We start from the raw sequence: 20568 nt of genomic DNA, 5'->3' as shown, positions 1-20568 counted from the left end.
TCCTTAGAGAAGCGGTGGAGGGAGGGGTCAGAGGGCGGAGGCAGCCGGTGACTGGTGGTAGACCGCCTGCCAGACGGTGTTGCGGATGCGGGCGAACTCGGGGGAGAGGCGGATGGCCTCCGTACGCGGATACGGCAGGTCGACGTCGACGACCGAGTGGATCCGGCCCGGCCTGGCCGCCATCACCACGACGCGGCGCGCCAGATACACCGCCTCGTCCACGTCATGGGTGACGAACAGGACCGTGCGCCGCTCCCGGCTCCAGGTGTCGAGCAGCCGGTCCTGCAACCGCACCCGGGTCAGGGCGTCCAGCGCGCCGAACGGCTCGTCCATCAGCAGCACCCGCGGGTTCACCGCGTAGGCGCGGGCGATCGCGCAGCGCTGCTTCATCCCACCGGACAGCGTCTTGGGCAGGGCGTCCGCGAAGTCCGAGAGCCCGACCAGATCGATGGCGTGTTCCGCCCGCCGCCGGCGCTCGGCCCGGGGCACGGAGGCGAGTTTCAGCCCGAACTCGACGTTGCCGCGCACCGTCAGCCAGGGGAAGAGCGCGTACTGCTGGAAGATGACGCCGCGGTCGGGGCCGGGCCCCGTCACCGGCTCCCCGTCGACCAGGACCTCGCCCCCCGTCGGGGCGGTCAGCCCGGCCGCCAGCGAGAGCAGGGTGCTCTTGCCGCAGCCGGACGGGCCGACGACGGTGACGAACTCCTCGTCCCCGATGTCCAGGTCGACCTCGTCGAGGGCGGTGAAGACGGAGTCCTTGAGCGGATAGGTCCGGGAGACCCGGCGGAAGCTGATCTTGGGGTTCATCGGGTCTCCTGCCAGCGGGTGAGACGGCGTTCGGCGAGCAGCAGCAGACGGTCCATCAGCAGGCCGAGGAGGCCGATGGTGATCAGACCGACGAAGATGGTGGGCAGGTCGTAGTACAGCTGGGCGCTCTGCATGCGGAAGCCGAGCCCCTCCTGGGCGGCGATCAGCTCGGCGGCGACCAGCGTGCCCCAGGCCGAGCCGAGCCCGATACGCATCCCGACGAGGATGAACGGGGCGGACGCCGGCACCACCACCTTCAGGAACACCGTCCCGTCGCGTGCGCCGAGCACCCGTGCCGCGTCGATGAGGGTACGGTCGACGCCGACGACCCCCTGGAAGGCGGCCACCACGCTCGACAGGAAGGCCGCGAGGAAGATCACGAAGATCTTCGGCACCTCCCCGATGCCCATCAGGACGATCGCCAGCGGGATCATCGCCAGCGGCGGCACCGTACGGAAGAACTGGATGTAGGGCTCCAGCAGCCCGCGGGCCACCGGGTACCACCCCATCAGAAAACCGACGGGCACGGCCAGCAGCGTGCCGAGCGCGAAGCCCACGAGGACCCGGCGCAGGCTCGCCAGCGCGTCCACCACCAGCGTGCCGTCGGCGATCAGCTCAGCTGCCCGCTTCCCCACCGCCACCGGCCCCGGCAGTGCCTGCACCCCGGCCCGGGCCAGGAGGGCCCAGATGCCCAGCCCGGCGGCCAGCGCCGCCAGGTTGAGCACCGGCGCGGGCGGGAACCGGCGCTTGGGGCGGAGCGCCCGGCCCGGCTCGCCCGGTGCGGCGGGCGCCGCCTTCTCGAACGTGGTCTCCGTGGAACTCACAGCGCTTCCTCGAGGTCGTCGGCGCCCGGATAGCGGGCGAGCAGCGGGGATTCGTGCAGGGCGAGCGCCACACCGCCGAGCGCGCCGGCGGCTTCACCGAGCGCCGTCCGGCGCAGCGTCACACCGTCCCGGGCGAGCGGCAGGACATGGGCGTCCAGGGCCCGGCCGACCGGACCGAGCAGGGCGTCGCCCGCCGCGGCGAGTTCGCCGCCCAGCACGATCACCAGGGGGCCGACGGCGTTGACGACGGAGGCGAGCACCGCGCCCGTACGGGTCCCGGCCGCCTCCAGTACGCGAAGTGCCACGCGGTCACCGGCCGCGGCGGCCGCCAGCAGCGTGTCGACGTCGTCGGCGCGCCCACCGCCGGCCCGGTAGGCGTCGAGCACCGCGCCCACCGAGGCGACCGTCTCCAGACAGCCGGAACCGCCGCACTCGCACGGCCGGCCCCCGGGTTCGGCCGTGATGTGCCCGAACTCGCCCGCCAGGCCGTCCACTCCCCGGTGCAGCGAGCCGTTCACGACGAGCCCCCCGCCCACTCCGTGCGAGAGGCGCAGGTACAGCACGTCGCGGCTCCCGGCGGCGGCACCCCAGGAGCATTCGGCGAGCGCGGCGAGGCGGGTGTTGTTGTCCAGCAGCACGGGAGCGCCGAACCGCTCACCCAGCAGCTCCGCGAGGTCGGCCAGCGGCCCGTCGGGCACATGGCCCTCACCGGTCAGCCGTACCGGTCCCACCACGCCCACCCCGACGGCGCCCGCCGTGCCGAGCGTGGTCAGCCGCAGTGTCTTGCCGGCGACCGACCCCACCAGCTCCTCGGCCAGGGCCACCCTGCGCCGCCAGGAGAGCCCGGCCGGATGCGCGGCGCTCGCCGAACCCGTCACCTCGTGGGCCACGTTGGCGGCCGCCACGCGCACGGCCCGGCGCGCGAAGTCGACACCCACGGCCTGACCGGCCGACGGGTCCAGCGAAAGGCGCTCGACCGGACGGCCCCGCCGGCGCGGACCGGGGTCGGCGGCGGACGACACCACGGCACCGCTCGCCACCAGGGTCGCCACGATGTCGTACAGCGTGGTGCGGGACAGCCCCACCCTGCGTCCGAGCTCGGCGCGGCTCTGCGGTCCGTGCCTGCGCAGCAGGCCGAGCACGCTTTCCTCGTGCCCGCGTCTGAGCTGCGTGAGAGGGCCACCGTGAGTGTGCATGCCGCTCAGCATGCTGACGTGACGATTTTTTCGTCAACCTCCCGGAAAAATATTCATGTTGCCGCAATGCCTGGCGGTCACGCGTCCCGCACGCAGCGGAACCCCAGATTCCCCGCTGTGCTGTCCGGGGTGTTCCGGGTGCGGGCGGCCACCCGGTAGCGGTTGCAGTACGAGTGGTGGCACAGGTAGGAGCCGCCGCGCATGACCCTCTGGCCGCCGGAGGCGGGTCCCCGCGGATCGGTGCGGCGCCGGTCGCCGTGGTCGGTGCCCCAGCGGTCCGCGCACCACTCCCAGACGTTGCCCGCCATGTTGTGCAGCCCGAAGCCGTTGGGCGGATAGGCGTCCACGGGTGCCGTACCGGCGTACCCGTCCTCGACGGTGTTCTTCACCGGGAACCGCCCCTGCCAGATGTTGCAGCGGTGCTCGCCGCCGGGGGTCAGCTCGTCGCCCCACGGATAGCGGCGCTGCTCCAGGCCACCCCGTGCGGCGTACTCCCACTCGGCCTCCGTGGGCAGCCGCGTACCGGCCCAACGACAGTACGCCCGGGCGTCGTTCCACGAGACGTGCACCACCGGGTGGTCCTCGCGGCCGTCCAGGCCGCTGCCCGGCCCCTCCGGGGCGTTCCACCGGGCGCCCTCCACCCCGCACCACCACGGCGTACCGTCCGGCCTGGGGGCACCGCGCCGCAGCGCGGCGGGCAGGAAACCCGCGAACACGTACGACCAGCCGAAGCGCTCGGCCTCCGTCACATGCCCGGTCGCCGCCACGAACCGTGCGAACCGTTCGTTGCTCACCGCGTGCGCCTCGACGCGGAACGCGGACAGCCGCACCTCGCGCACCGGTCCCTCGCCGTCGGACGCGAAGCCGTCCTGGTCCTGGGCCCCCATCAGGAACGTCCCGCCGGGCAGCAGCGGCATGGTCACGGGCGGGACGGCGAGATCCGGCCGGACCGGCGGCGCCAGGTCCACCGGGGCCGGTATGTGCGGGACGGCTGTTTCCCCGCGGGCGGGGGAACAGCAGCTGGGAGGGGTGGTGTCGGTCATGGCGTGATCCTACGAGCGCCCGCCGCACCGCCCGGCTTCCCCTCGGGCACCGCGCATACATCGAAGATCGTCGGAGCCCAAACATGCCGTCGGCGTGGCGTGCCGTCCAACGGGTGAGATCCGCACCGAAGTCACACGTTGGGCCCACGGCGTCCCTCGAATGCGACGTTCTCCGGTGGTGAGCCGCGGAGATCAGGCTGACGGTGGATCACGTCGCCCCTGTGGTCAGACGAGCGGGCAGCCGGCCCGCCCTCGCAGGAGTGGCGAAAGGAACTGTGTATCCATGCGCTCTGCCCGCACCCTGTTCGCATCGGCCGCCGTCACGGCGGTCCTCGCGGTCTCCGTCCCCGCCGCTTACGCCGTGACCTCGGCGGATGACTGGGACAAGGACAGCGGCCACTCCTCCAGCAGCAACGACCACCACGACAAGTCGGACTCCGGGAAGTACGGCAAGCCCGAGGGCGGTGTGCACACCGGTGGTGGCGCGCTCGCCAAGGTCACGTCGGACGACTGGCAGAAGGACAAGGACAAGGACTCGGGGTCGCGTGGTGACGACCACGGTGACAGGTCGGACTCCGGGAAGTACGGCAAGCCCGAGGGCGGTGTCCACGCCGGTGGTGGTGCGCTCGCCAAGGTCACCTCGGACGACTGGCAGAAGGACGAGTCGGGGTCCGGCAACAACGCGGACCGTGACAAGCCGGAGTCCTGGAAGCACGAGAAGCCCGAGGGCGGCGTGCACGCCGGTGGCGGCGCCATGGCGCTGTCCGGCGGCGGCCTGGCCGCGGGTTCGGTGCTGATGCTCGGTGGTATCGGTGCCGCCGCGTACCGTCTGCGCCGCCGCAACGCCTCGGGTACCGCGGCAGCCTGACGGGCGGCCGTAGCTGAGTGAACGCCGTCGTGGCCGCCGTCCCCTCCAGGGCGGCGGCCGCGCCGATTTCCCTTTCCGCGCCCGCACCCTCCCGCCAGACGAAAGGCAGCAAGCGCATGGCCGCCCCCCAGCCGTCCGGAACGGACCCCGCGCCGTCCCCGGCCCCCGCCCGATCCCTGCTGTGGCCCGCCGCGGCGGTAGGGCTGGGTTTCCTCCTCGTCTACAACTCCCTCGACGCCTCCGCGGGTGTCCCTCCGCCGGCTGCCGCGGTCTCCGCGCCCACCACCGGCGCGTCGGCGTCCGCCTCCGCGAGGCCCGCGCCGTCACCTTCCGCGGCGGCCGTGAACCCGGGACTGTCCCGGTCGGAGCCCTCACGCATCTCGATCCGGTCGATCGCCGTCAACGCGCCCTTCACGCCGCTCTCCATCGGCGCCTCGGGCCAGCTCGACGCGCCGCCGGCCGACGACGCGAACCTGGTCGGCTGGTTCAAGGACGGGGCCACCCCGGGTGAGCGCGGCACCTCGGTGGTCGCCGGACACGTCGACACCAAGACGGGACCCGCGGTCTTCCTGCTCCTGAGCACCCTCAAAGCGGGGAACACGGTCGACATCACCCGCAAGGACGGTGTGGTCGCCACCTTCAAGGTCGACGCCGTCGAGACGTTCAGCAAGGCGGACTTCCCCAGCGACCGGGTGTACTCGGACAACGGCACCGCCCAGCTGCGGCTGATCACCTGTGGTGGTGTGTACGACAAGAAGGCGAAGGACTACGAGGACAACGTGGTCGTCTTCGCCCACCTGGACTCCGCGAAGAACGGCTGAGCCGCACGGACGCGTACGACGAAGGGCCGCCCGCGTGCGCGGGCGGCCCTTCGTCGTCTACGCGGTCGCTCATTCCAGATCGTCGTCGCGGTGCGCCGGGGCGGGTCGGGGCGCACCGTCGGGCGTCGTGCCGCCAGGGGTCTCCGAGGCGGGAACCGCCGGCTGGTCGGTCGGCGCGTTGTCCGTGCCGGGCAGGCCGTGCGTCAGGAAGTGCACGAGGACCGCGATCACCGCGCCCACGAGCGGGGCGACGAGGAAGAGCCACACCTGGCTCAGTGCGTCGTTCTCGGCGAACACGGCCGGACCGAGGGCCCGGGCCGGGTTCACCGAGGTACCCGTGAGCGGGATGCCCAGCAGATGGATCACCGCGAGGCTCAGGCCGATCGCGATGCCGGCCGGGCCCTTGGCGCCCTTGCCGTGGGTCGTGCAGAGCACCACGAAGACCAGGAGGGCGGTGAGGATCGTCTCCGCGAGGAAGGCACCGCCCGCCGAGATGTGCACGAGGGAATTGGCCCCGTACCCGTCGCTGCCGAAGGAGCCGCGTCCCGCCACCTGGAACACCGGGACGCTGTCGGCCAGCCAGGCCAGCAGCGCGGCTCCGGCGAGACCGCCCGCGAGCTGGACCACCCAGTAGCAGAGGCCCGTGACGGGGGAGATGCGCCGGCCGAGCACCATGCCCAGGGTCACCGCCGGGTTGACGTGACAGCCGGAGACGGGGCCGATCGCGTAGACGAGGGCCAGCAGGACGAAACCGAAGGCCAGCGCGATGCCGAGCACTCCCACGAAGGGCTCGGCGAAGATCGCCACTCCCACCGCGAAGAACACCAGCAGGAGGGTGCCGAAGAATTCGGCGGCGAGTGCGCGAGGATCGACGTCCAGGGCCCGGTGTCCCGCCGCGGACGGGGAGGTGGAGTCCTGTGGAGCCGTAGTGGTTGTGCTCATGAAAACCTCTTCGTGGTGATCGAGAGCCGGTCGCGTCAGGGCAAAGGACCGCGCCGTTTGACCCTTATGTGCCATTTACCATTTTCTCACGGTACGGCCGGGGCCCGCCGATGTCGCGCAGAGCGACGTACAGCCCGCGACACGCGAGGGGCCGGGTCAGCCGACGTCCTCGCCGCGCCCCTCCGCCAGGGCCACCTGGCGCAGAGTGCGGCCGCTGCGGGCCGAGCGCGCGTGGTGGGGGTCGGGTGTGCCCGGCCGGTCGCGGACGGCCTGCCGGTCGTTGGCCTTGATCAGCAGCCAGGCCTCAGGGCCGGGATTGACCTCCTCGTCGCCCACCCGGAAGCGCGTCAGGGCGAACTCACCGTGCAGCTTCGCCCCGTCCAGCCAGAACGTCGCGTGCCCGCGCTCCAGGGACTCGCCGAACGGCAGGGGGGAGCCGTCCGGAGCGTGGCCGAGCGGCCGGTAGGTGCCCTGGTCCCAGACGATGACCGTGCCGCCGCCCTGCTCGTCCGCCGGAATGACGCCTTCGAAGGTCCGGTAGGACAGCGGGTGGTCGTCCGTCGGCACGGCCAGCCGCTTGTCCCGCGGATTGTCCGACGGGCCGCGCGGGACGGCCCAGGATCTGAGCACCCCGTCCACCTCGAGCCGGAAGTCGAAGTGCATCCGCCGGGCGTCGTGGATCTGCACCACGAACCGCTGTGCGCCGTCGCTGCTCACATCCTGCTCCTTCCGCCCCGGGGAGCGTGGCCGCGACGGCGCTGTCCGGCACCGCCGCGTCCCCGTCTTCCACTCTGCCGCCGCCGACCGGGCTCCGCACGACGGCTCGGACGCGTGCGCTCCCGGGCATACCGGGTCCTACGGCTTCGCGGAGCGGTACTCGCTGTGCGGCCGGATTTCCGCGCCAACTCGCGGAAAACCGGTAAGAGACCAGGTCGGCGTACGAGAGGCTCCTCCTCTGCGCGCCGTGGGGACGGCGCGGGGTGGAGGGGGAACATGTCGGTCGATCCTGCGGCATTCACTGCCCGCCTGCGGGCCGAGCAGAATGCTCCGGATCGTGAGGAAAGGCTGCGCCGTGAGCGGGCAGCCCGACGGCGCAAGGCACTGCTCGGGGCAGGTGCCGGACTTCTGGCGCTCGGGTGTTTCGGTGTCTGGCTCGCGGGCGCCACGTCCGGCTGAGTCATCCCCCTCGCGCACGACGTCGGGGCGGAGGCACACCCGGTGCTGCCGGCCCACCGGCCCCGGTCCGGCCGGGCTTCGTCAGTGGTGGCCGGCCGGACCGCCGCCACGTGACGCGGACCGGAACCGTCCGGTCCGGACCCTTGACGGTTTCCGATGGGCCCCTCTTAAATCAAGTGTTGAAGCATTCGCGCCGGGGCGGGTGTGCCCCGCGTTCACTTCTCGGCGCGGCTGTGTCATGAGCATGACCCCACTCGTGCTCTCCCATCCGCCTCCGGAAGAGATGTGATGACCGTGCCCACCTCCCCCCACGACGGCAGGCCGGCGGCGAAGCCGCGCCGTGCCACGCTGTACGCGCTGTCCCTGCTGTGCTGTTCGGCACTCCTGACCGCCCTGCCCGCCGGGGCGTCGGCCGCGCCCGCCTCCGACGCGGCCGCCTCCGTCCCGGTCCGGGACGCGGGATCCGCCGCCGTCGTCTTCGCCGACGAGTTCGACGGCCCCGCGGGTTCCGCGGTGGACGGCGGCAAATGGCAGGTCGAGACGGGTGACAACGTCGACAACCACGAGCGGCAGTACTACACGCAGGGCAACGACAACGCCGCCCTCGACGGTGACGGCCACCTCGTCATCACGGCCCGCAAGGAGAATCCCGGCAACTACCAGTGCTGGTACGGCACCTGCGAGTACACCTCGTCGCGCCTGAACACCGCCGGCCGGTTCACCCAGACCTACGGGCACGTCGAAGCCCGTATGAAGGTGCCGCGCGGGCAGGGCATGTGGCCCGCCTTCTGGATGCTCGGGGCCGACATCGGTGACGTCGGGTGGCCCAACAGCGGCGAGATCGACGTCATGGAGAACGTCGGATTCGAGCCGGACACCGTCCACGGCACCCTGCACGGTCCCGGCTACTCGGGATCCGGCGGCATCGGCGCCGGCTACACCCTCCCGGGCGGGGCGGCGTTCGCCGACGACTTCCACACGTTCGCGGTCGACTGGGCCCCCGACTCGATCACGTGGTCCGTCGACGGCACCGTCTACCAGCAGCGCACCCCGGCCGACCTGAACGGCAACACCTGGGTGTTCGACAAGCCGTTCTTCCTGATCCTCAACCTCGCCGTCGGCGGCTACTGGCCCGGCGACCCGGACGGCGGCACCACGTTCCCCCAGGAGCTCGTCGTCGACTACGTCCGCGTGACCACCGACGGCTGACACCGCCGTCCCCGCCCTTTGCCGCCCGGCCCCGGGAAGGACCTCCGGGGCCGGGCCCCGGGGCGCTCCGGCCCCGGGCGCGCCGACGTAGAGTGACCCGCATGGAGCAGCGCACACTCGGCAGGACCGGCCGTGACGTATCGGTCGTGGGACAGGGCACGTGGCAACTGGGCGGAGACTGGGGCGAGGTGCGGGAGGCCGACGCCTTCGGTGTCCTGGACGCCGCCGTCGAAGCGGGCGTCACGTTCTTCGACACCGCGGACGTGTACGGCGACGGCCGCAGCGAACAGCTCATCGGCCGCTATCTGAAGGACCGGCCGGACGCGGACGTCTTCGTCGCCACGAAGATGGGCCGGCGCGCCGACCAGATCCCGCAGAACTACGTACTCGACAACTTCCGCACCTGGAACGACCGCTCACGCGCCAACCTCGGCGTCGACACCCTCGACCTGGTGCAGCTGCACTGCCCGCCGACGGCCGTCTACGCGTCCGACGAGGTCTACGACGCGCTCGACACCCTCGTGGCCGAAGGGCGCGTCGCCGCCTACGCGGTGAGCGTGGAGACGTGCGCGGAGGCGCTCACCGCCATCGCCCGGCCGGGGATCGCGAGCGTCCAGATCATCCTCAACCCCTTCCGCCTCAAGCCGCTGGACGAGGTGCTGCCCGCGGCCGTGGAGGCGGGGGTCGGCATCATCGCCAGGGTCCCGCTGGCCTCCGGGCTGCTGTCGGGGAAGTACACCGCCGACACCGTCTTCGCGCCCGAGGACCACCGCACGTACAACCGCCACGGCGAGGCGTTCGACCAGGGCGAGACCTTCTCCGGCATCGACTACGCGACCGGTGTCGCCGCGGCGGCGGAGTTCGCCCGGCTCACCCCCGAGGGCGCCACCCCGGCGCAGACCGCCTTGCGCTGGATCATCCAGCAGCCGGGTGTCACGAGCGTCATCCCCGGCGCGCGTTCGGTGGAGCAGGCGCGTGCCAACGCCGCGGCGGCCTCGCTGCCGGCGCTCCCGCAGAGCACCCTGGACGCGGTGCGCGACCTGTACGACCGGCGCATCCGCGCGGAGGTGCACGGCCGCTGGTGACCTACTCGTCGTCCCCGTCGTCGTCCTGCTGAGCGTTCTGCCCGGGCCCGTCCCCGGTGGAACCCGCGGCCGGTGCGTCGACCTCCGCCGTCGGGGTGGTCCCGGTGTCCGGGGTGTCAGGGGTGTCCGGTGAGAACAGGACCGTCCCGAGGTACACCGCCGCGATGAACGCGATCGTCCCGGCGACGGCGCTCGCCACCCGCGGGCGGCGGCGGATGGCCTCACTCGTGCTGAGTCTTCGGGTGGGAGCGGATCTCGCGGCCCGGGGCGCGGGCGCCGCCCGTCTGCGGCCGGACGGCTGCGGCAGACGGTACGTCGCCGAGCCGCCCGCGGCCGGGTTCCCCGGCGCCGCGGAGGCCGCCCGGGGAGCGGGCGGCGTGCTCGTCGGCAGGTGCTGGGGCAGCGGCTCGGGGCGGCCCCGCCAGGCGTCCGTACGGAACCAGTCGGAGACCTGCTGGGCGCTCGGCCGGTCCTCGGGCTTCTTCGCCAGCAGGCCCAGAAGGTACGAGTCGAAGGCGGGGGAGATGTCGACCCCGCGCTGCCGCACCGGGACCGGCGGCGTGTCCACGTGCTGGTAGAGCGTCGCCGTCGCCGTGTCCGAGCGGAACGGGGGCTGGCCGACGAGCAGTTGGTAGATGACGCAGCCGAGGGAGTACATGTCCGAGGCGGAGTCGGCCGTGCGGCCCAGCGCGCGCTCCGGGGCCAGGTACAGGCTCGTCCCGACGATGTGGCCGGCGGTGGTCAGTGCCGTCGAGGGGTCGTCGACGAACTGGGCGATGCCGAAGTCACCGATCTTCACGGAGCCTTCGGCGTCCAGCATCAGGTTGCCCGGCTTGATGTCGCGGTGCACGATGCCCTGCCGGTGCGCGGCGGCCAGCCCGGCGGCGGCCTGGCCGGCGATGTGGGCGACCTGCTCGGGGCCCACCACCTCCTGGGACTCCAGCAGATCGCCCAGACTCCGGCCCTCGACCAGCTCCATCACCAGATAGAAGCGGTCCTCCCACGACCCGAAGTCGAACACCGCGACCAGGTGGGGGTGGCTCAGCCGCGCGGCGGTCTGCGCCTCCAGGCGGAACCTGGCGGTCGAGGAGGCGTCGGCGTGGTCGCCCAGCAGCAGCTTCACCGCCACGGCCCGCCCCAGTACCTCGTCCGTCGCGCGCCACACCTCACCCATGCCGCCCCGGCCGATGGGGGATATCAAACGGTACCGACCAGCTACCAGCACCTGTGCACACCAATCTCGAACTGTGGCCTGCTCTCCGACTGCCGCGGCGGCGACCTCATCGGGCTCAGCGGCTCGGTACGGTGCGTGGGGGTGCGCGACATGATCAGCTTATCGGTCCCGTGGACCGCCGTTCGCCCGGGCGGCCCCATCCGGCTCAGGACGGCCGGTACGGTGCCCCGGGCGCCGGGCCGAGTGGCTGGTTCCAGTCCCCGGCGAGCCGTTCGAGCACGGCGTCGGCCTCGAACTCCCGCTGCCCGTGGGGGAAGAGGAGATCCGCGGCGCGGAACGCGGGATCGTCCGCCTCCGCCTCGACGTACGGGACCGCCACGCAGCGCATGCCCGCGGCCCTGGCCGCCTCCACACCCGGCACGGCGTCCTCCAGCACCACGCAGGAAGCCGGTTCGGCACCGAGCCGCCGGGCCGCCTCCAGGAAGACGTCGGGCGCGGGCTTCCCGTGCGCCACCTCCTCCGCCGACACGTACAGCGGGAGGTGGGCATCCAGCCCGGTGACCGCGAGTGTGGCCGCGATCACGGCCCGGGAGGACCCGGAGGCCACCGCCATCGGCACACCGCGCCGGTGCAGCCGCTCCACCAGGGCGCGCATCTCGGGAAAGGCCTCGGTCGACCGTCCGGCGAGCTCCAGGTACAGGGCGTTCTTGCCGGCCAGCAGTTCGTCGACCGGGGCCTCGATCCCGTACTCCGCGCGCAGGGTGGTGAGGGTCTCGCGGGTGCCGACCCCGATGAAGCGGGCGTGGTCGTCCCAGCCGAAGTCCCGGACGCCGTACCGGGCGAGGAGGCGGCGCCCCGCCTCGTAGTAGTTCGGTTCGCTGTCGACGAGGGTGCCGTCGAGGTCGAAGAGGACACAAGGGCCCGGGGTGCTCATGTGCCCAGCATGCCGGAGGCCGGCCGGCCGGGGCCGTCGGCGGCCCGCCCCACTGCCTCGACCAGCGGCAGGACCCGGTGCGGCACCCGCTCACGCAGTGCCACCTCGGTGCGTGTCCTGACCACGCCCGGTAGCTGGATCAACTGCTGGATCACGTCCTCCAGATGGCTGTTGTCACGTGCCACGACCCGGGTCAGCAGGTCGCCGCCTCCCGTCGTCGAGAACACCTCGATGATCTGAGGGACGGCCGCGAGGGCGTCCCCGACCTCGTCGAGATGGCCCTGGGTGACCTCCAGGTGGACGAAGGCCAGCACCGGGTGGCCGAGCGCCGCGGGGGAGAGCGAGGGGCCGGTGCCGGTGATCACGCCGTCCCGCTCCAGCCGGTCCAGCCTGGCCTGGAGGGTGCCGCGCGCCACGCCGAGGACGCGCGCGTACTCGCGGACGCTGGTGCGCGGCTGCTCGATGAGCAGCCGCAGGATGCGGGTGTCGAGCACGTCCACCGCCATGTTCCGAATGCCTCCTGCCCGCCGGGCCCTCGGCCCGCCCCGGGGCAGCCTACCGGGCGCCGGGCGAGCCCCTGGCCTGCTGATCAGCACCTGCCGGAGCCCGGGCCCGCCCCAGGGAGACGGACCGTACCGGGCGGCGCGTCGACCTCCTCCGGGTGTCCGCGCCAAGAGGCGTCCTGGCCGCCAAGGACCTTAACGTGGCCCTGTGCACACTATTCGGACAGTGGATCTCGCCGATGCCCGCCGGATCATCGATGCGGGTATCGGTGAGGCGGACCGCATCCAGTCGCCCAGCAACATCGCCGTGGTGGACGCGGGCGGCAGTCTCGTCGCCCATGTGCGGATGGACGGAGCGCAGCTCGGCAGCATCGAGCATTCCATCGACAAGGCGCACACCAGCGTTCTCTTCCGGTCGGCGACCGGTGATCTGGCTCAGGACTCCGAACCGGGCGGACAGTTCTGGGGCATGGCCCTGTCCGGGCTGGGCCGGGTGCTGGTCTTCGCGGGCGGGGTGCCCCTCGTGGTCGACGGCGAGGTGGTGGGCGCGGTCGGGGTCAGCGGCGGCTCACGCGAGCAGGACGGCGCCGTGGCCGAGGCGGCAGCCGCGGCCTTGTGAGCGGCGGCCGGGGCCGGACACGAGCAGGCCCAGGGGTCGGAGCGCCGTCGGGGCGCCGGTGCCGTCAGGATGGTCCGTTGGCTCTGCTGTGGTCAGGTGAGGTGACACCGTGCTGGGCCATTGGTCCAGTGGATCGGGTTCAGTTTGAACCATCAGCCCCCCGGATGCTGAGATAGGAAGGTCAATGGCGCTGCGGGTCCCCTGGGATCCATGCGGCGCCTTTCTCATGTCCGCGCTGGTCCGCGGTGCGAAAGGGGTGGGGCAACTTGCTGAAGAGGGCGTTCGTCGCACCGGATCCGGGACGGATCCGGTTGCGGTTCGCGTCCCGGGCCGTGCTCGGCATCGGGCTTGCCGTCGCGCTGTGCGGGGCGGCCGGGCACTCGCTGATGGCGACCGTCTCGGGGGGCCTGGCCGCGCTGCTCGCGTTGTTCACCGTGACGGATCCGACGGTGCGCGGGCAGGCGATCACGACCGCGCTCCTTCCCGTCGTCGGTCTCCCGGTGCTCACGCTCGCCGCCGTGCTGCACGACGTGCCCGTGGCGCGCGACCTGGCGTTCCTCGCCGTCGTGGGGGCAGGGGTGTACGCGCGGCGGTGGGGGCCCCGCGGGCACTCGCTGGGCGTGTTCGGCTTCATGGCCTACTTCTCCGCCCAGTTCCTCCACACCGTGCCAGGCCGGCTGCCCGAGCTGTACGCGGCCGTACTCCTGTCGCTCGTCGCGTCGTCGGTGGTGCGGTTCGGGGTGTGGTGCTACGAGCGGCGGCTTGCGGCACCGGTGGCAGTCACCCTCCCCGCCGGGGCGGCGGGACTCGGGCGGATCACGACACGGCAAGCCGTGCAAGCGACGTTGGGGGCGGGGTTCGCGCTGGGTGTGGGGCAGGTGCTCTCCGAGCAGCGGTGGTACTGGGCGGTCGGTGCCACCTGGTGGGTGTTCGTGGCCACGACCTCGCGAGGTGAGACCGTCGTGCGCGGGTTCAGACGATTCCTGGGGACGGTGCTCGGGATCGTGCTGGGCCTCGCCGTGGCTGTGCCGCTGCATCACGAGCCGGTCGTGGCCGCCGTGGTCGTGGCGGTGAGCGTGTTCGGGATCTTCTACACCGCCGCCGTCTCCTACACCTGGATGATGCTGGCCGTGACCGTGATGGCGAGCATGCTGTACGGGCTGCTCGGTGTGCTGGACGCGGGGCTGCTCGTGCTGCGGGTGGTCGAGACGGCGGCCGGGGCGCTCGGTGCCGTACTGGCGGTGCTGTTCGTCCTGCCGGTGACCACGCATTCGGTGACCGAGGCGTGGGTGGAGCGGGCACTGCGGTGCGTGCACACCTGCACGGCGGAGGCCGCCGCCCGGCTCGTCGGGAGCGAGGACGCCGACCCGCTCCGGCGCGTCGTCGAACTGGAGGCGACCCTCGGCCGAGTGCGCCTGTCGCTCGCGCCGCTGGTGCATCCGCTCAACCCGATGAAGACCCGCAAGCGGCGGGCGCGGCATGTGCTCGCGCTGCTGGACGACTGCGCACGCGAGGTGCGCGGCCTGGCATCCGTCGCTGCCGACCCGGAGGCCTCGCACGACGTCCGGCTCGCCGCGGCCTGCTGGCGTGTGGAAGCCGCGGTCCAGGCCCTCACCGAGGCGCCGACCGTCGGGCAGCACCTCCGACTCGACAGCGCGACGGCCACGGAGCCGACCGGCGCCGAACCGGTGTTCGCCCACCTCCATGCGCTGGAGCGCGCCCTGCTGGAGCTCGCCGTGCCCCTGCGGAGGTCCAGCCGGATTCCGGCCGGCGCCTGAGCCGTCGGGCCGGGCGAGGCCGTCGGGCATCACCCGGGCCCGGCGCGTCGGCCCCCGACATCCGGATCGGGGCGATCGGGACGGCGCGGTCGCCTTCCGGCAGGCGTGACGCCGCTGGGCCGGCACGGCTGTCGCTCGCGTCCCTCGTCCACCGTCCGGGCCGGAGTGGGTCCGCCGCGCACGCCCCTGGTCGCGCGCCCGGCACCCCTCCCGATTTGGTCTGGACCAGAAAACGCTGCCTGCTACCGTCGACAGGGAAGATCGTGACGGATGCGAAGAGGGGTAGCGCGATGGACGGCAACGGCGCGGAGCGGGCATACATAGGGTCGTTCACCTCGGCAGGCGGGCACGGCGTCACGGCCGCGGCCGTCGACCGGGACACCGGGGCGCTGACCGTGCTCGGGACCACGGACGCCGTTGCCGATCCGTCCTTCCTGGCCGTCGGCCGGGCCCCCGCCACGGGGGCCCGGGTGCTGTACGCCGTCAGCGAGACCGCCGACGGGGCCGTCGCCGCGTTCTCGACGGACGGTGACGGCGCGCCCCGGCCCACCGGGATGCCGCAGCCCGTCGGCGGGAGCGGTCCCACCCACCTCGCCGTCGCCGGGAACCATCTGGTCACCGCCAACTACACGTCCGGCAGCGTCACCGCGCTGCCCCTGGCGGGCGACGGCACACCCGGCCCCGCCACCGGCGTGCTCCGCCACGAGGGGACCGGCCCGGACGCCGAACGCCAGGAGGGCCCGCACGCCCACCAGGTGCTGCCCGACCCGTCCGGGAACTGGGTGCTCAGCGTCGACCTGGGCACGGACTCCGTACGGGTCTGCGCCCTCGACCCGGGCACCGGGGAGCTGCGGCCGCACGCCGAGACGGCGCTACGGCCCGGCAGCGGCCCCCGGCACCTGGCCTTTCACCCGTCCGGGCGACACCTCTACGTCGTGAACGAGCTGGAGCCCACGGTCACCGTGTGCCGCTGGGACGCGGCCGCCGGGCTGCTCGACCCCGTCGGCGAGACGCCGGTGCTGCCCGACGGCGCCCACGCCGGGGACGGGGGCCGCAGCTATCCGTCGGAGGTCGTGGTGGCCCGGGACGGACGGTTCCTGTGGACCGCCAACCGCGGGCACGACAGCATCTCCGTCCTCACCCTCGACGAGAGCGCCGAGAAGCCGGTCCTGGCGGCGGCCGTGGGCTGCGGCGGGCACTGGCCCCGCGACCTCACCCTCGACCCGTCCGGGCAGTGGCTGTACGTGGCCAACGAGCGCTCCGGCGACGTCAGCTGGTTCGCCGTGGACGCCGCGACGGGCGTCCCCGCGCACGCGGGCTCGATCGAGGCCCCGGCCGCCTCCTGCGTGGTGTTCGGCTGACCCGCACGAGCACCGCCCCGACACACGCGTGGGCGGCACGTCCGGCTGCGCCGGTCCGTGCCGCCCACGACGGCGCGGTCAGTGCACCGGGGCTCCCTGCGGCGTCGCCGGGGTGATCCCGAGCGCGGTCGCGTAGAGCGAGAGGACCAGCTTGCCGATGGCCGGGTACGCGCCGAGGGGCTCGGCGGTGGCGCAGCCCACCTCCTTGGCGGCGGCCTCCAGCAGACTCGCGTCGATCTCCGGCCCCACCAGGTACGGAGCGAGCGCGAGCTGAGCCGAACCGGCGTTGCGCAGCTGCTCGGCGATCGAGGAGACCGATCCGTCCACGTCGAGCGCGGCGGCCATCACCGGCACCGCGAGACGGGCCGCCAGCAGCATGCCGGTGATCCCCGCGGCCTGGACGGCCTCCTCGCCGCCCACGGTGGCCAGCACGATGCCGTCGGCCGCAGTGGCCACGGTGAACAGCCTGGCGCGGTCGGCGCGCGCCAGCCCGGCCTCCGAGAGGCGTACGTGGAGGGCCTCGGCCAGCAGCGGGTGCGGGCCGAGCACATCGGTCAGCTCGACCTGTGTACCGCTGTCCATCACGGCCTGCCGTATGCGCCGGACGATCGAGCTGTCCGGTCCCGCGAGCAGCGGCACCACGACGGCCGACGGGCCCTCGGGCGCGGCCACCTCGCGGCCGGCGGCGACGGCCTGCTCGTAGCGCGCGGTGCGCTCGGTGGAGGCGTGGGTGAGTTCGGAGGCGAGCGCGGGGTACTCCGCGTCGTCACCGTCGAGGTAGCCGATCCGCGCGTTGAGACCGGGCAGCTCGGAACGGGCGATGCTGATCACTTCCTCGGCCAGGCTGCGCGTGGCCGAGGAAGGGGTACCGGGAACGGCGAGGACGAGCGCCGCAGCGCCCTCGGGTGCGACCACGGGCTCCGGGCGGCGGTGCCGTCCGGACTGGCGAGGTCGCGGCATTCGTACTGGCAGGCCGGAAGCGGGCCCAGTGGGGGTGCTCATGGCGCCGCATGCTACTGGTTTTGGGTGCCCCTCTGTTCGGGGAGGGGGTGGTCGGGCGTCATCTGTCCGTTTATGTCTGTTGCGTCGCTTACCGGTTGGCGGACGGGACCTGTACGGGTGGACGTCCGACCGTACTCTTCAGGCCGCGTCCGGCAGGAACAGCAGCGTCGGGTGGGGCGGGAGCCGCAGCTCCGAGCGGGCCAGGGCGCGGCCGATCTCCAGCGCCCCCGCCAGCGGATCGCCCGACGCCCGCACGACGCGCGCCTGCGGTACCTGCCGGGCCAGTTCGGCGCGCAGCGGCCCGAGGAGCGGGTCGCCCATCTTGAACAGGCCGCCGGTCAGGGCCACTTCGCACGGCTCCCCGTCGTCCCCCTCGCTCCGTCCGGACGCGGCGCGCGGCGGCGGACAGGCCGCGGCGGCGGCCTCGGCGATGTGCGCGGCGGCCGTCCGCAGGATGCCCGCCGCGACCTCGTCCCCGGTGGCGCAGGCCGCCACCTCCGGCGCGAACGACGCCAGCAGCGCGGGACGGTCCGTGCGTGGGTAGAGCAGGCCGGGGAGCCCGGCCGCCGGGCCGAAGACCGCCTCCAGCCGTGCCAGCAGGGCCGCCGAACCACCGCGCCGTCCGTCGTGGGCGCGCATCGCCGCGTCGAGCCCGGCCCGCCCGATCCAGGCGCCGCCGCCGCTGTCTCCCAGCAGGTGCCCCCAGCCGTCCGCCCGGCGCCACACCGTGAGGTCGGTGCCGAGCGCGATCATGCCCGTCCCGCCCGCGACGACCGCTCCCGGCCGCTGCCCGAGCGCGCCCGCGTACGCGGTCACCGCGTCGGCGGCCAGCGCCACGCGGCGTACGCCCAGCGCGTCGGCGAGCGCGGCGGGCAGCGAGGCGCGCAACTGGTCGCCGAGCGTCGCCATTCCGGCGGCCCCGACCGCCGCCGCGGTCACCGTCGCGCCCGGGGCGGCACGGGCCAGCAGATCCCGGGCGACCGGCAGTACCTGGGCCAGCAGATGCGCGGCGTCGATGCCGGACGGGCCCGTCCGTACGGGTTCCGCGCAGGCCGCGGTGAACACCTGGCCGCCCGTCCCGGCGGAGCCGAGAGCCACCCGCAGTCCGGAACCGCCCGAGTCCACCCCGAGGACGAACGCGTCCGGGCCGTCGGCGGTCACCTGCCCGCCCCGGAGGGCGTGTGCGGTGCCCGGGGCCCGGACGTATGCCTGCGCGACCTCATGAACCGGCTCCGGGAGGGGTGGGGAGGGGACGACGACAGGCACCCTACCCATGGACCGGCTCTTCCGGGACCCCTCGTGATCATGTGCGGTCGTGTGGGCCGGTAGGGTGACGGACTGTGGCAGCACGACCGTTGAGTGAACTTGTCGAGCCCGGCTGGGCCGAGGCGTTGAGTCCCGTCGCCGGGCGTATCGCGGCGATGGGCGACTTCCTGCGCGCGGAGATCGCGGCGGGCCGCACCTATCTGCCGGCCGGGCAGAACGTGCTCCGCGCGTTCCAGCAGCCCTTCGACGACGTACGTGTCCTGATCGTCGGTCAGGACCCTTACCCGACACCGGGAATGGCCATCGGCCTGAGCTTCGCGGTGGCGCCGGACGTGCAGCGGCTGCCGGGGAGCCTGGAGAACATCTTCCAGGAGCTGAACAGCGACCTCGGCATCCCGCGCCCCTCGAACGGCGACCTGACGCCGTGGACCCGGCAGGGGGTCCTGCTGCTCAACAAGGCGCTGACCACGGCTCCCCGCAAGCCGGGTGCGCACCGGGGCAAGGGCTGGGAAGAGGTCACGGAGCAGGCGATCCGCGCGCTGGTGGCCCGTGGCAAGCCGCTGGTGTCCGTCCTGTGGGGGCGCGACGCCCGCAACGTGCGGCCGCTGCTCGGCGATCTGCCGGCCGTCGAGTCGGCCCACCCCTCGCCGATGTCGGCTGACCGCGGCTTCTTCGGCTCCCGCCCCTTCAGCCGTACCAACGCCTACCTGACCCAGGCCGGCGATCCGCCGGTCGACTGGTCCCTTCCGTAGCGGCACCGGATCCTCGCTGGCGCGCACGGACGGGCCCGCGGCCCGAGCAGGGCGACGGGCCCGGCCTCCGGCCGGCTCGGCGGAGACGACTTCGCCGAGGGGCCGTCTCTACCGGCCGCGCGTCTCCTGGGCGGCGTCCCGGCCCGCTTCCCGCAGGCCGCTCGCGGCGTCCTGGCCCGAACTCCGGGCCCGTTCCCTGGTGGTCCGCGCCGCGTCCTGCGCCGTGCTCCTGAGCGAACCGACGGCTTCCGCGGCCGGTTCGCGCATCTCCTCCTTCACGTCCTGGCCGATGTCCTGAGCGGTCTGCTTGACGGGACCGAGCAGTTCGTCGGAATGCTCACGGATCCGCGTCCCGGCCCTCTCCTCGGCAGCCGACGTCGGGAGGAGTGCGGCGGCCAGCATGCCGGCGCCGAACGCGATGACTCCCGCGGCGAGCGGGCTGCCCTGCGTCTGCTCGGCGACCTGGCCCGGAGCGGAACGGACGGCCTCGCCGGCCTCGTCCGCCGCGTTCCTGGCCGTCTCCCGCGTCCGGTCCGCGGCTGAGGCGGCGGACCCCGCGACGTTCTGGGCGTTCTCCGCGGTCGTGGACCGGGCGTCGTCCGCCGCACCCATGACCCGCTCCTTCATCCCCGCGAGCCTGTGCTGGGCGGCGCCGGCCTTGCGGCGTGCCACCTTGCCGGGCGTCACCTTGTCCGCGAGCCGGTCCACGTTGTGCGCCAGGTGGGCCCGGGTGTCTTCCACTTCGGACTTCAACTCGTCGGGTTGCGAACCCATTTCGCGTCCTCCTTCAGCGTCTCGGCGGTCCGTTCGGGCTTGACCCGCACCGCCCGGAGGCGACTGCGGCCCGTCACGAAGAGGATCGCGCCCACGACCAGCCAGATCGCGGTCACGATGAGCGCGGCCCACGCGATGTCGACCACGTGCGCGAAGCCGAAGACGGCGGCCAAGCTGCCGAACAGCACGACCAGATGCATGGTGTAGCCGGAGCCGGCGAGCATGCCGCCCGCCTTGCCCGCCTTGGCTGCTTCTTCCTTGACCTCGGCCTTCGCCAGTTCGATCTCTTCCCGCACCAACTGCGTGAGGTCCTCGCTGATCTCGCCGACCAGTTCCCCGATGGACGGGTCCGACGAGGGGGCCTGATGCGATCCGGCGGCCGGGGTGTCCGACCGGGCGGCCTCGTTCTTCGCGTATGACATGGCCACGTCTCA

20 protein-coding genes and 1 pseudogene are annotated in these 20568 nt (G+C 73.2%); 8 read left to right on the top strand and 13 right to left on the bottom strand.

Features of this window, described 5'->3' with window-relative positions; genetic code table 11:
• Positions 1–27: 27 nt before the first annotated feature.
• From SACTE_RS02685 to SACTE_RS02670, 4 genes are all read right to left on the bottom strand, one after another.
• The gene (locus SACTE_RS02685) at positions 28–807 is read right to left on the bottom strand and encodes an ABC transporter ATP-binding protein (RefSeq protein WP_014044490.1); all 780 of its coding nucleotides are present in this window, start codon (positions 805–807) and stop codon (positions 28–30) included.
• A complete protein-coding gene (locus SACTE_RS02680; RefSeq protein WP_226995213.1) occupies positions 804–1532 on the bottom strand; it encodes an ABC transporter permease in 729 nt (242 codons plus the stop codon). The genes SACTE_RS02685 and SACTE_RS02680 overlap by 4 nt, the downstream gene beginning before the upstream one ends.
• A 95-nt stretch (positions 1533–1627) precedes the next feature.
• Positions 1628–2827, bottom strand: a complete 1200-nt coding sequence (locus SACTE_RS02675; RefSeq protein WP_226995142.1) for an ROK family transcriptional regulator — start codon at positions 2825–2827, stop codon at positions 1628–1630.
• Between the two features lie 77 nt (positions 2828–2904).
• On the bottom strand, positions 2905–3870 hold the full coding sequence (locus SACTE_RS02670) for a formylglycine-generating enzyme family protein (RefSeq protein ID WP_014044487.1): 966 nt from the start codon (positions 3868–3870) through the stop codon (positions 2905–2907).
• Between the two features lie 283 nt (positions 3871–4153).
• On the opposite strand from SACTE_RS02670, the gene SACTE_RS02665 reads away from it, so the two are divergent.
• Positions 4154–4738, top strand: a complete 585-nt coding sequence (locus SACTE_RS02665; RefSeq protein ID WP_014044486.1) for a hypothetical protein — start codon at positions 4154–4156, stop codon at positions 4736–4738.
• Between the two features lie 116 nt (positions 4739–4854).
• Positions 4855–5559, top strand: coding sequence for a class F sortase (locus SACTE_RS02660; protein ID WP_019992869.1), 705 nt, complete (start codon positions 4855–4857; stop codon positions 5557–5559).
• Positions 5560–5628: 69 nt separating this feature from the next.
• Here SACTE_RS02660 and SACTE_RS02655 read toward each other — a convergent pair whose 3' ends face one another.
• Together SACTE_RS02655 and SACTE_RS02650 are read right to left on the bottom strand one after the other, a co-directional pair.
• Positions 5629–6501: an aquaporin gene (locus SACTE_RS02655; RefSeq protein ID WP_014044484.1), complete on the bottom strand. Its 873-nt coding sequence runs from the start codon at positions 6499–6501 to the stop codon at positions 5629–5631.
• 156 nt (positions 6502–6657) lie between these two features.
• A pseudogene (locus SACTE_RS02650) lies at positions 6658–7230 on the bottom strand (DNA polymerase ligase N-terminal domain-containing protein); the annotation flags it as partial.
• A 735-nt stretch (positions 7231–7965) separates the two neighbouring features.
• On the opposite strand from SACTE_RS02650, the gene SACTE_RS02645 reads away from it, so the two are divergent.
• On the top strand, positions 7966–8886 hold the full coding sequence (locus SACTE_RS02645; RefSeq protein ID WP_014044481.1) for a glycoside hydrolase family 16 protein: 921 nt from the start codon (positions 7966–7968) through the stop codon (positions 8884–8886).
• A 101-nt stretch (positions 8887–8987) separates the two neighbouring features.
• Positions 8988–9971: an aldo/keto reductase gene (locus tag SACTE_RS02640; protein WP_014044480.1), complete on the top strand. Its 984-nt coding sequence runs from the start codon at positions 8988–8990 to the stop codon at positions 9969–9971.
• 1 nt (position 9972) lies between these two features.
• Here SACTE_RS02640 and SACTE_RS02635 read toward each other — a convergent pair whose 3' ends face one another.
• The 3 genes from SACTE_RS02635 to SACTE_RS02625 form a co-directional block, all read right to left on the bottom strand.
• Positions 9973–11145 (bottom strand): serine/threonine-protein kinase, encoded by a 1173-nt coding sequence (locus SACTE_RS02635; protein WP_014044479.1) that lies wholly within the window; start codon positions 11143–11145, stop codon positions 9973–9975.
• A 205-nt stretch (positions 11146–11350) separates the two neighbouring features.
• The gene (locus SACTE_RS02630; protein ID WP_014044478.1) at positions 11351–12079 is read right to left on the bottom strand and encodes an HAD-IA family hydrolase; all 729 of its coding nucleotides are present in this window, start codon (positions 12077–12079) and stop codon (positions 11351–11353) included.
• Positions 12076–12585, bottom strand: a complete 510-nt coding sequence (locus SACTE_RS02625; RefSeq protein ID WP_014044477.1) for an Lrp/AsnC family transcriptional regulator — start codon at positions 12583–12585, stop codon at positions 12076–12078. Before SACTE_RS02625 ends, SACTE_RS02630 begins: the two co-directional genes overlap by 4 nt.
• A 223-nt stretch (positions 12586–12808) precedes the next feature.
• Here SACTE_RS02625 and SACTE_RS02620 point away from each other — a divergent pair, with 223 nt between their 5' ends.
• The 3 genes from SACTE_RS02620 to SACTE_RS02610 all read left to right on the top strand — a co-directional run bounded on the left by SACTE_RS02620 (position 12809) and on the right by SACTE_RS02610 (position 16340).
• Complete coding sequence (locus SACTE_RS02620; RefSeq protein ID WP_014044476.1) at positions 12809–13201, top strand: heme-binding protein; 393 nt, start codon at positions 12809–12811, stop codon at positions 13199–13201.
• Between the two features lie 266 nt (positions 13202–13467).
• Entirely contained in the window at positions 13468–14979 is a 1512-nt protein-coding gene (locus SACTE_RS02615; RefSeq protein ID WP_026359046.1) for an FUSC family protein, read from the top strand.
• Positions 14980–15269: 290 nt separating this feature from the next.
• A complete protein-coding gene (locus SACTE_RS02610) occupies positions 15270–16340 on the top strand; it encodes a lactonase family protein (RefSeq protein ID WP_014044474.1) in 1071 nt (356 codons plus the stop codon).
• A 78-nt stretch (positions 16341–16418) separates the two neighbouring features.
• Here SACTE_RS02610 and SACTE_RS02605 read toward each other — a convergent pair whose 3' ends face one another.
• Positions 16419–17342 (bottom strand): hypothetical protein, encoded by a 924-nt coding sequence (locus tag SACTE_RS02605; protein WP_014044473.1) that lies wholly within the window; start codon positions 17340–17342, stop codon positions 16419–16421.
• A gap of 138 nt (positions 17343–17480) precedes the next feature.
• Complete coding sequence (locus tag SACTE_RS02600) at positions 17481–18617, bottom strand: BadF/BadG/BcrA/BcrD ATPase family protein (protein WP_014044472.1); 1137 nt, start codon at positions 18615–18617, stop codon at positions 17481–17483.
• Between the two features lie 65 nt (positions 18618–18682).
• Here SACTE_RS02600 and SACTE_RS02595 point away from each other — a divergent pair, with 65 nt between their 5' ends.
• A complete protein-coding gene (locus SACTE_RS02595; protein ID WP_014044471.1) occupies positions 18683–19360 on the top strand; it encodes a uracil-DNA glycosylase in 678 nt (225 codons plus the stop codon).
• Positions 19361–19468: 108 nt separating this feature from the next.
• Here the strand turns inward: SACTE_RS02595 and SACTE_RS02590 are convergent, their stop codons facing one another.
• Both SACTE_RS02590 and SACTE_RS02585 read right to left on the bottom strand, forming a co-directional pair.
• Positions 19469–20134, bottom strand: a complete 666-nt coding sequence (locus SACTE_RS02590) for a DUF3618 domain-containing protein (protein ID WP_014044470.1) — start codon at positions 20132–20134, stop codon at positions 19469–19471.
• The gene (locus SACTE_RS02585) at positions 20110–20556 is read right to left on the bottom strand and encodes a phage holin family protein (RefSeq protein ID WP_014044469.1); all 447 of its coding nucleotides are present in this window, start codon (positions 20554–20556) and stop codon (positions 20110–20112) included. The genes SACTE_RS02590 and SACTE_RS02585 overlap by 25 nt, the downstream gene beginning before the upstream one ends.
• Positions 20557–20568: the final 12 nt, after the last annotated feature.

This window comes from Streptomyces sp. SirexAA-E (assembly GCF_000177195.2).
Classification (GTDB): Bacteria; Actinomycetota; Actinomycetes; order Streptomycetales; family Streptomycetaceae; genus Streptomyces; species Streptomyces flavovirens.
This window is presented reverse-complemented; position numbering and strand designations above follow the sequence as displayed.

Coding starts and splice junctions, on each gene's coding strand:
- SACTE_RS02640 (WP_014044480.1), top strand. CDS start 8,988: ATGGAGCAGCGCACACTCGGCAGGACCGGCCGTGACGTATCGGTCGTG.
- SACTE_RS02635 (WP_014044479.1), bottom strand. CDS start 11,145: ATGGGTGAGGTGTGGCGCGCGACGGACGAGGTACTGGGGCGGGCCGTG.
- SACTE_RS02600 (WP_014044472.1), bottom strand. CDS start 18,617: ATGGGTAGGGTGCCTGTCGTCGTCCCCTCCCCACCCCTCCCGGAGCCG.
- SACTE_RS02665 (WP_014044486.1), top strand. CDS start 4,154: ATGCGCTCTGCCCGCACCCTGTTCGCATCGGCCGCCGTCACGGCGGTC.
- SACTE_RS02655 (WP_014044484.1), bottom strand. CDS start 6,501: ATGAGCACAACCACTACGGCTCCACAGGACTCCACCTCCCCGTCCGCG.
- SACTE_RS02660 (WP_019992869.1), top strand. CDS start 4,855: ATGGCCGCCCCCCAGCCGTCCGGAACGGACCCCGCGCCGTCCCCGGCC.
- SACTE_RS02605 (WP_014044473.1), bottom strand. CDS start 17,342: ATGAGCACCCCCACTGGGCCCGCTTCCGGCCTGCCAGTACGAATGCCG.
- SACTE_RS02610 (WP_014044474.1), top strand. CDS start 15,270: ATGGACGGCAACGGCGCGGAGCGGGCATACATAGGGTCGTTCACCTCG.
- SACTE_RS02670 (WP_014044487.1), bottom strand. CDS start 3,870: ATGACCGACACCACCCCTCCCAGCTGCTGTTCCCCCGCCCGCGGGGAA.
- SACTE_RS02630 (WP_014044478.1), bottom strand. CDS start 12,079: ATGAGCACCCCGGGCCCTTGTGTCCTCTTCGACCTCGACGGCACCCTC.
- SACTE_RS02675 (WP_226995142.1), bottom strand. CDS start 2,827: ATGCACACTCACGGTGGCCCTCTCACGCAGCTCAGACGCGGGCACGAG.
- SACTE_RS02585 (WP_014044469.1), bottom strand. CDS start 20,556: ATGTCATACGCGAAGAACGAGGCCGCCCGGTCGGACACCCCGGCCGCC.
- SACTE_RS02685 (WP_014044490.1), bottom strand. CDS start 807: ATGAACCCCAAGATCAGCTTCCGCCGGGTCTCCCGGACCTATCCGCTC.
- SACTE_RS02625 (WP_014044477.1), bottom strand. CDS start 12,585: ATGGCGGTGGACGTGCTCGACACCCGCATCCTGCGGCTGCTCATCGAG.
- SACTE_RS02645 (WP_014044481.1), top strand. CDS start 7,966: ATGACCGTGCCCACCTCCCCCCACGACGGCAGGCCGGCGGCGAAGCCG.
- SACTE_RS02590 (WP_014044470.1), bottom strand. CDS start 20,134: ATGGGTTCGCAACCCGACGAGTTGAAGTCCGAAGTGGAAGACACCCGG.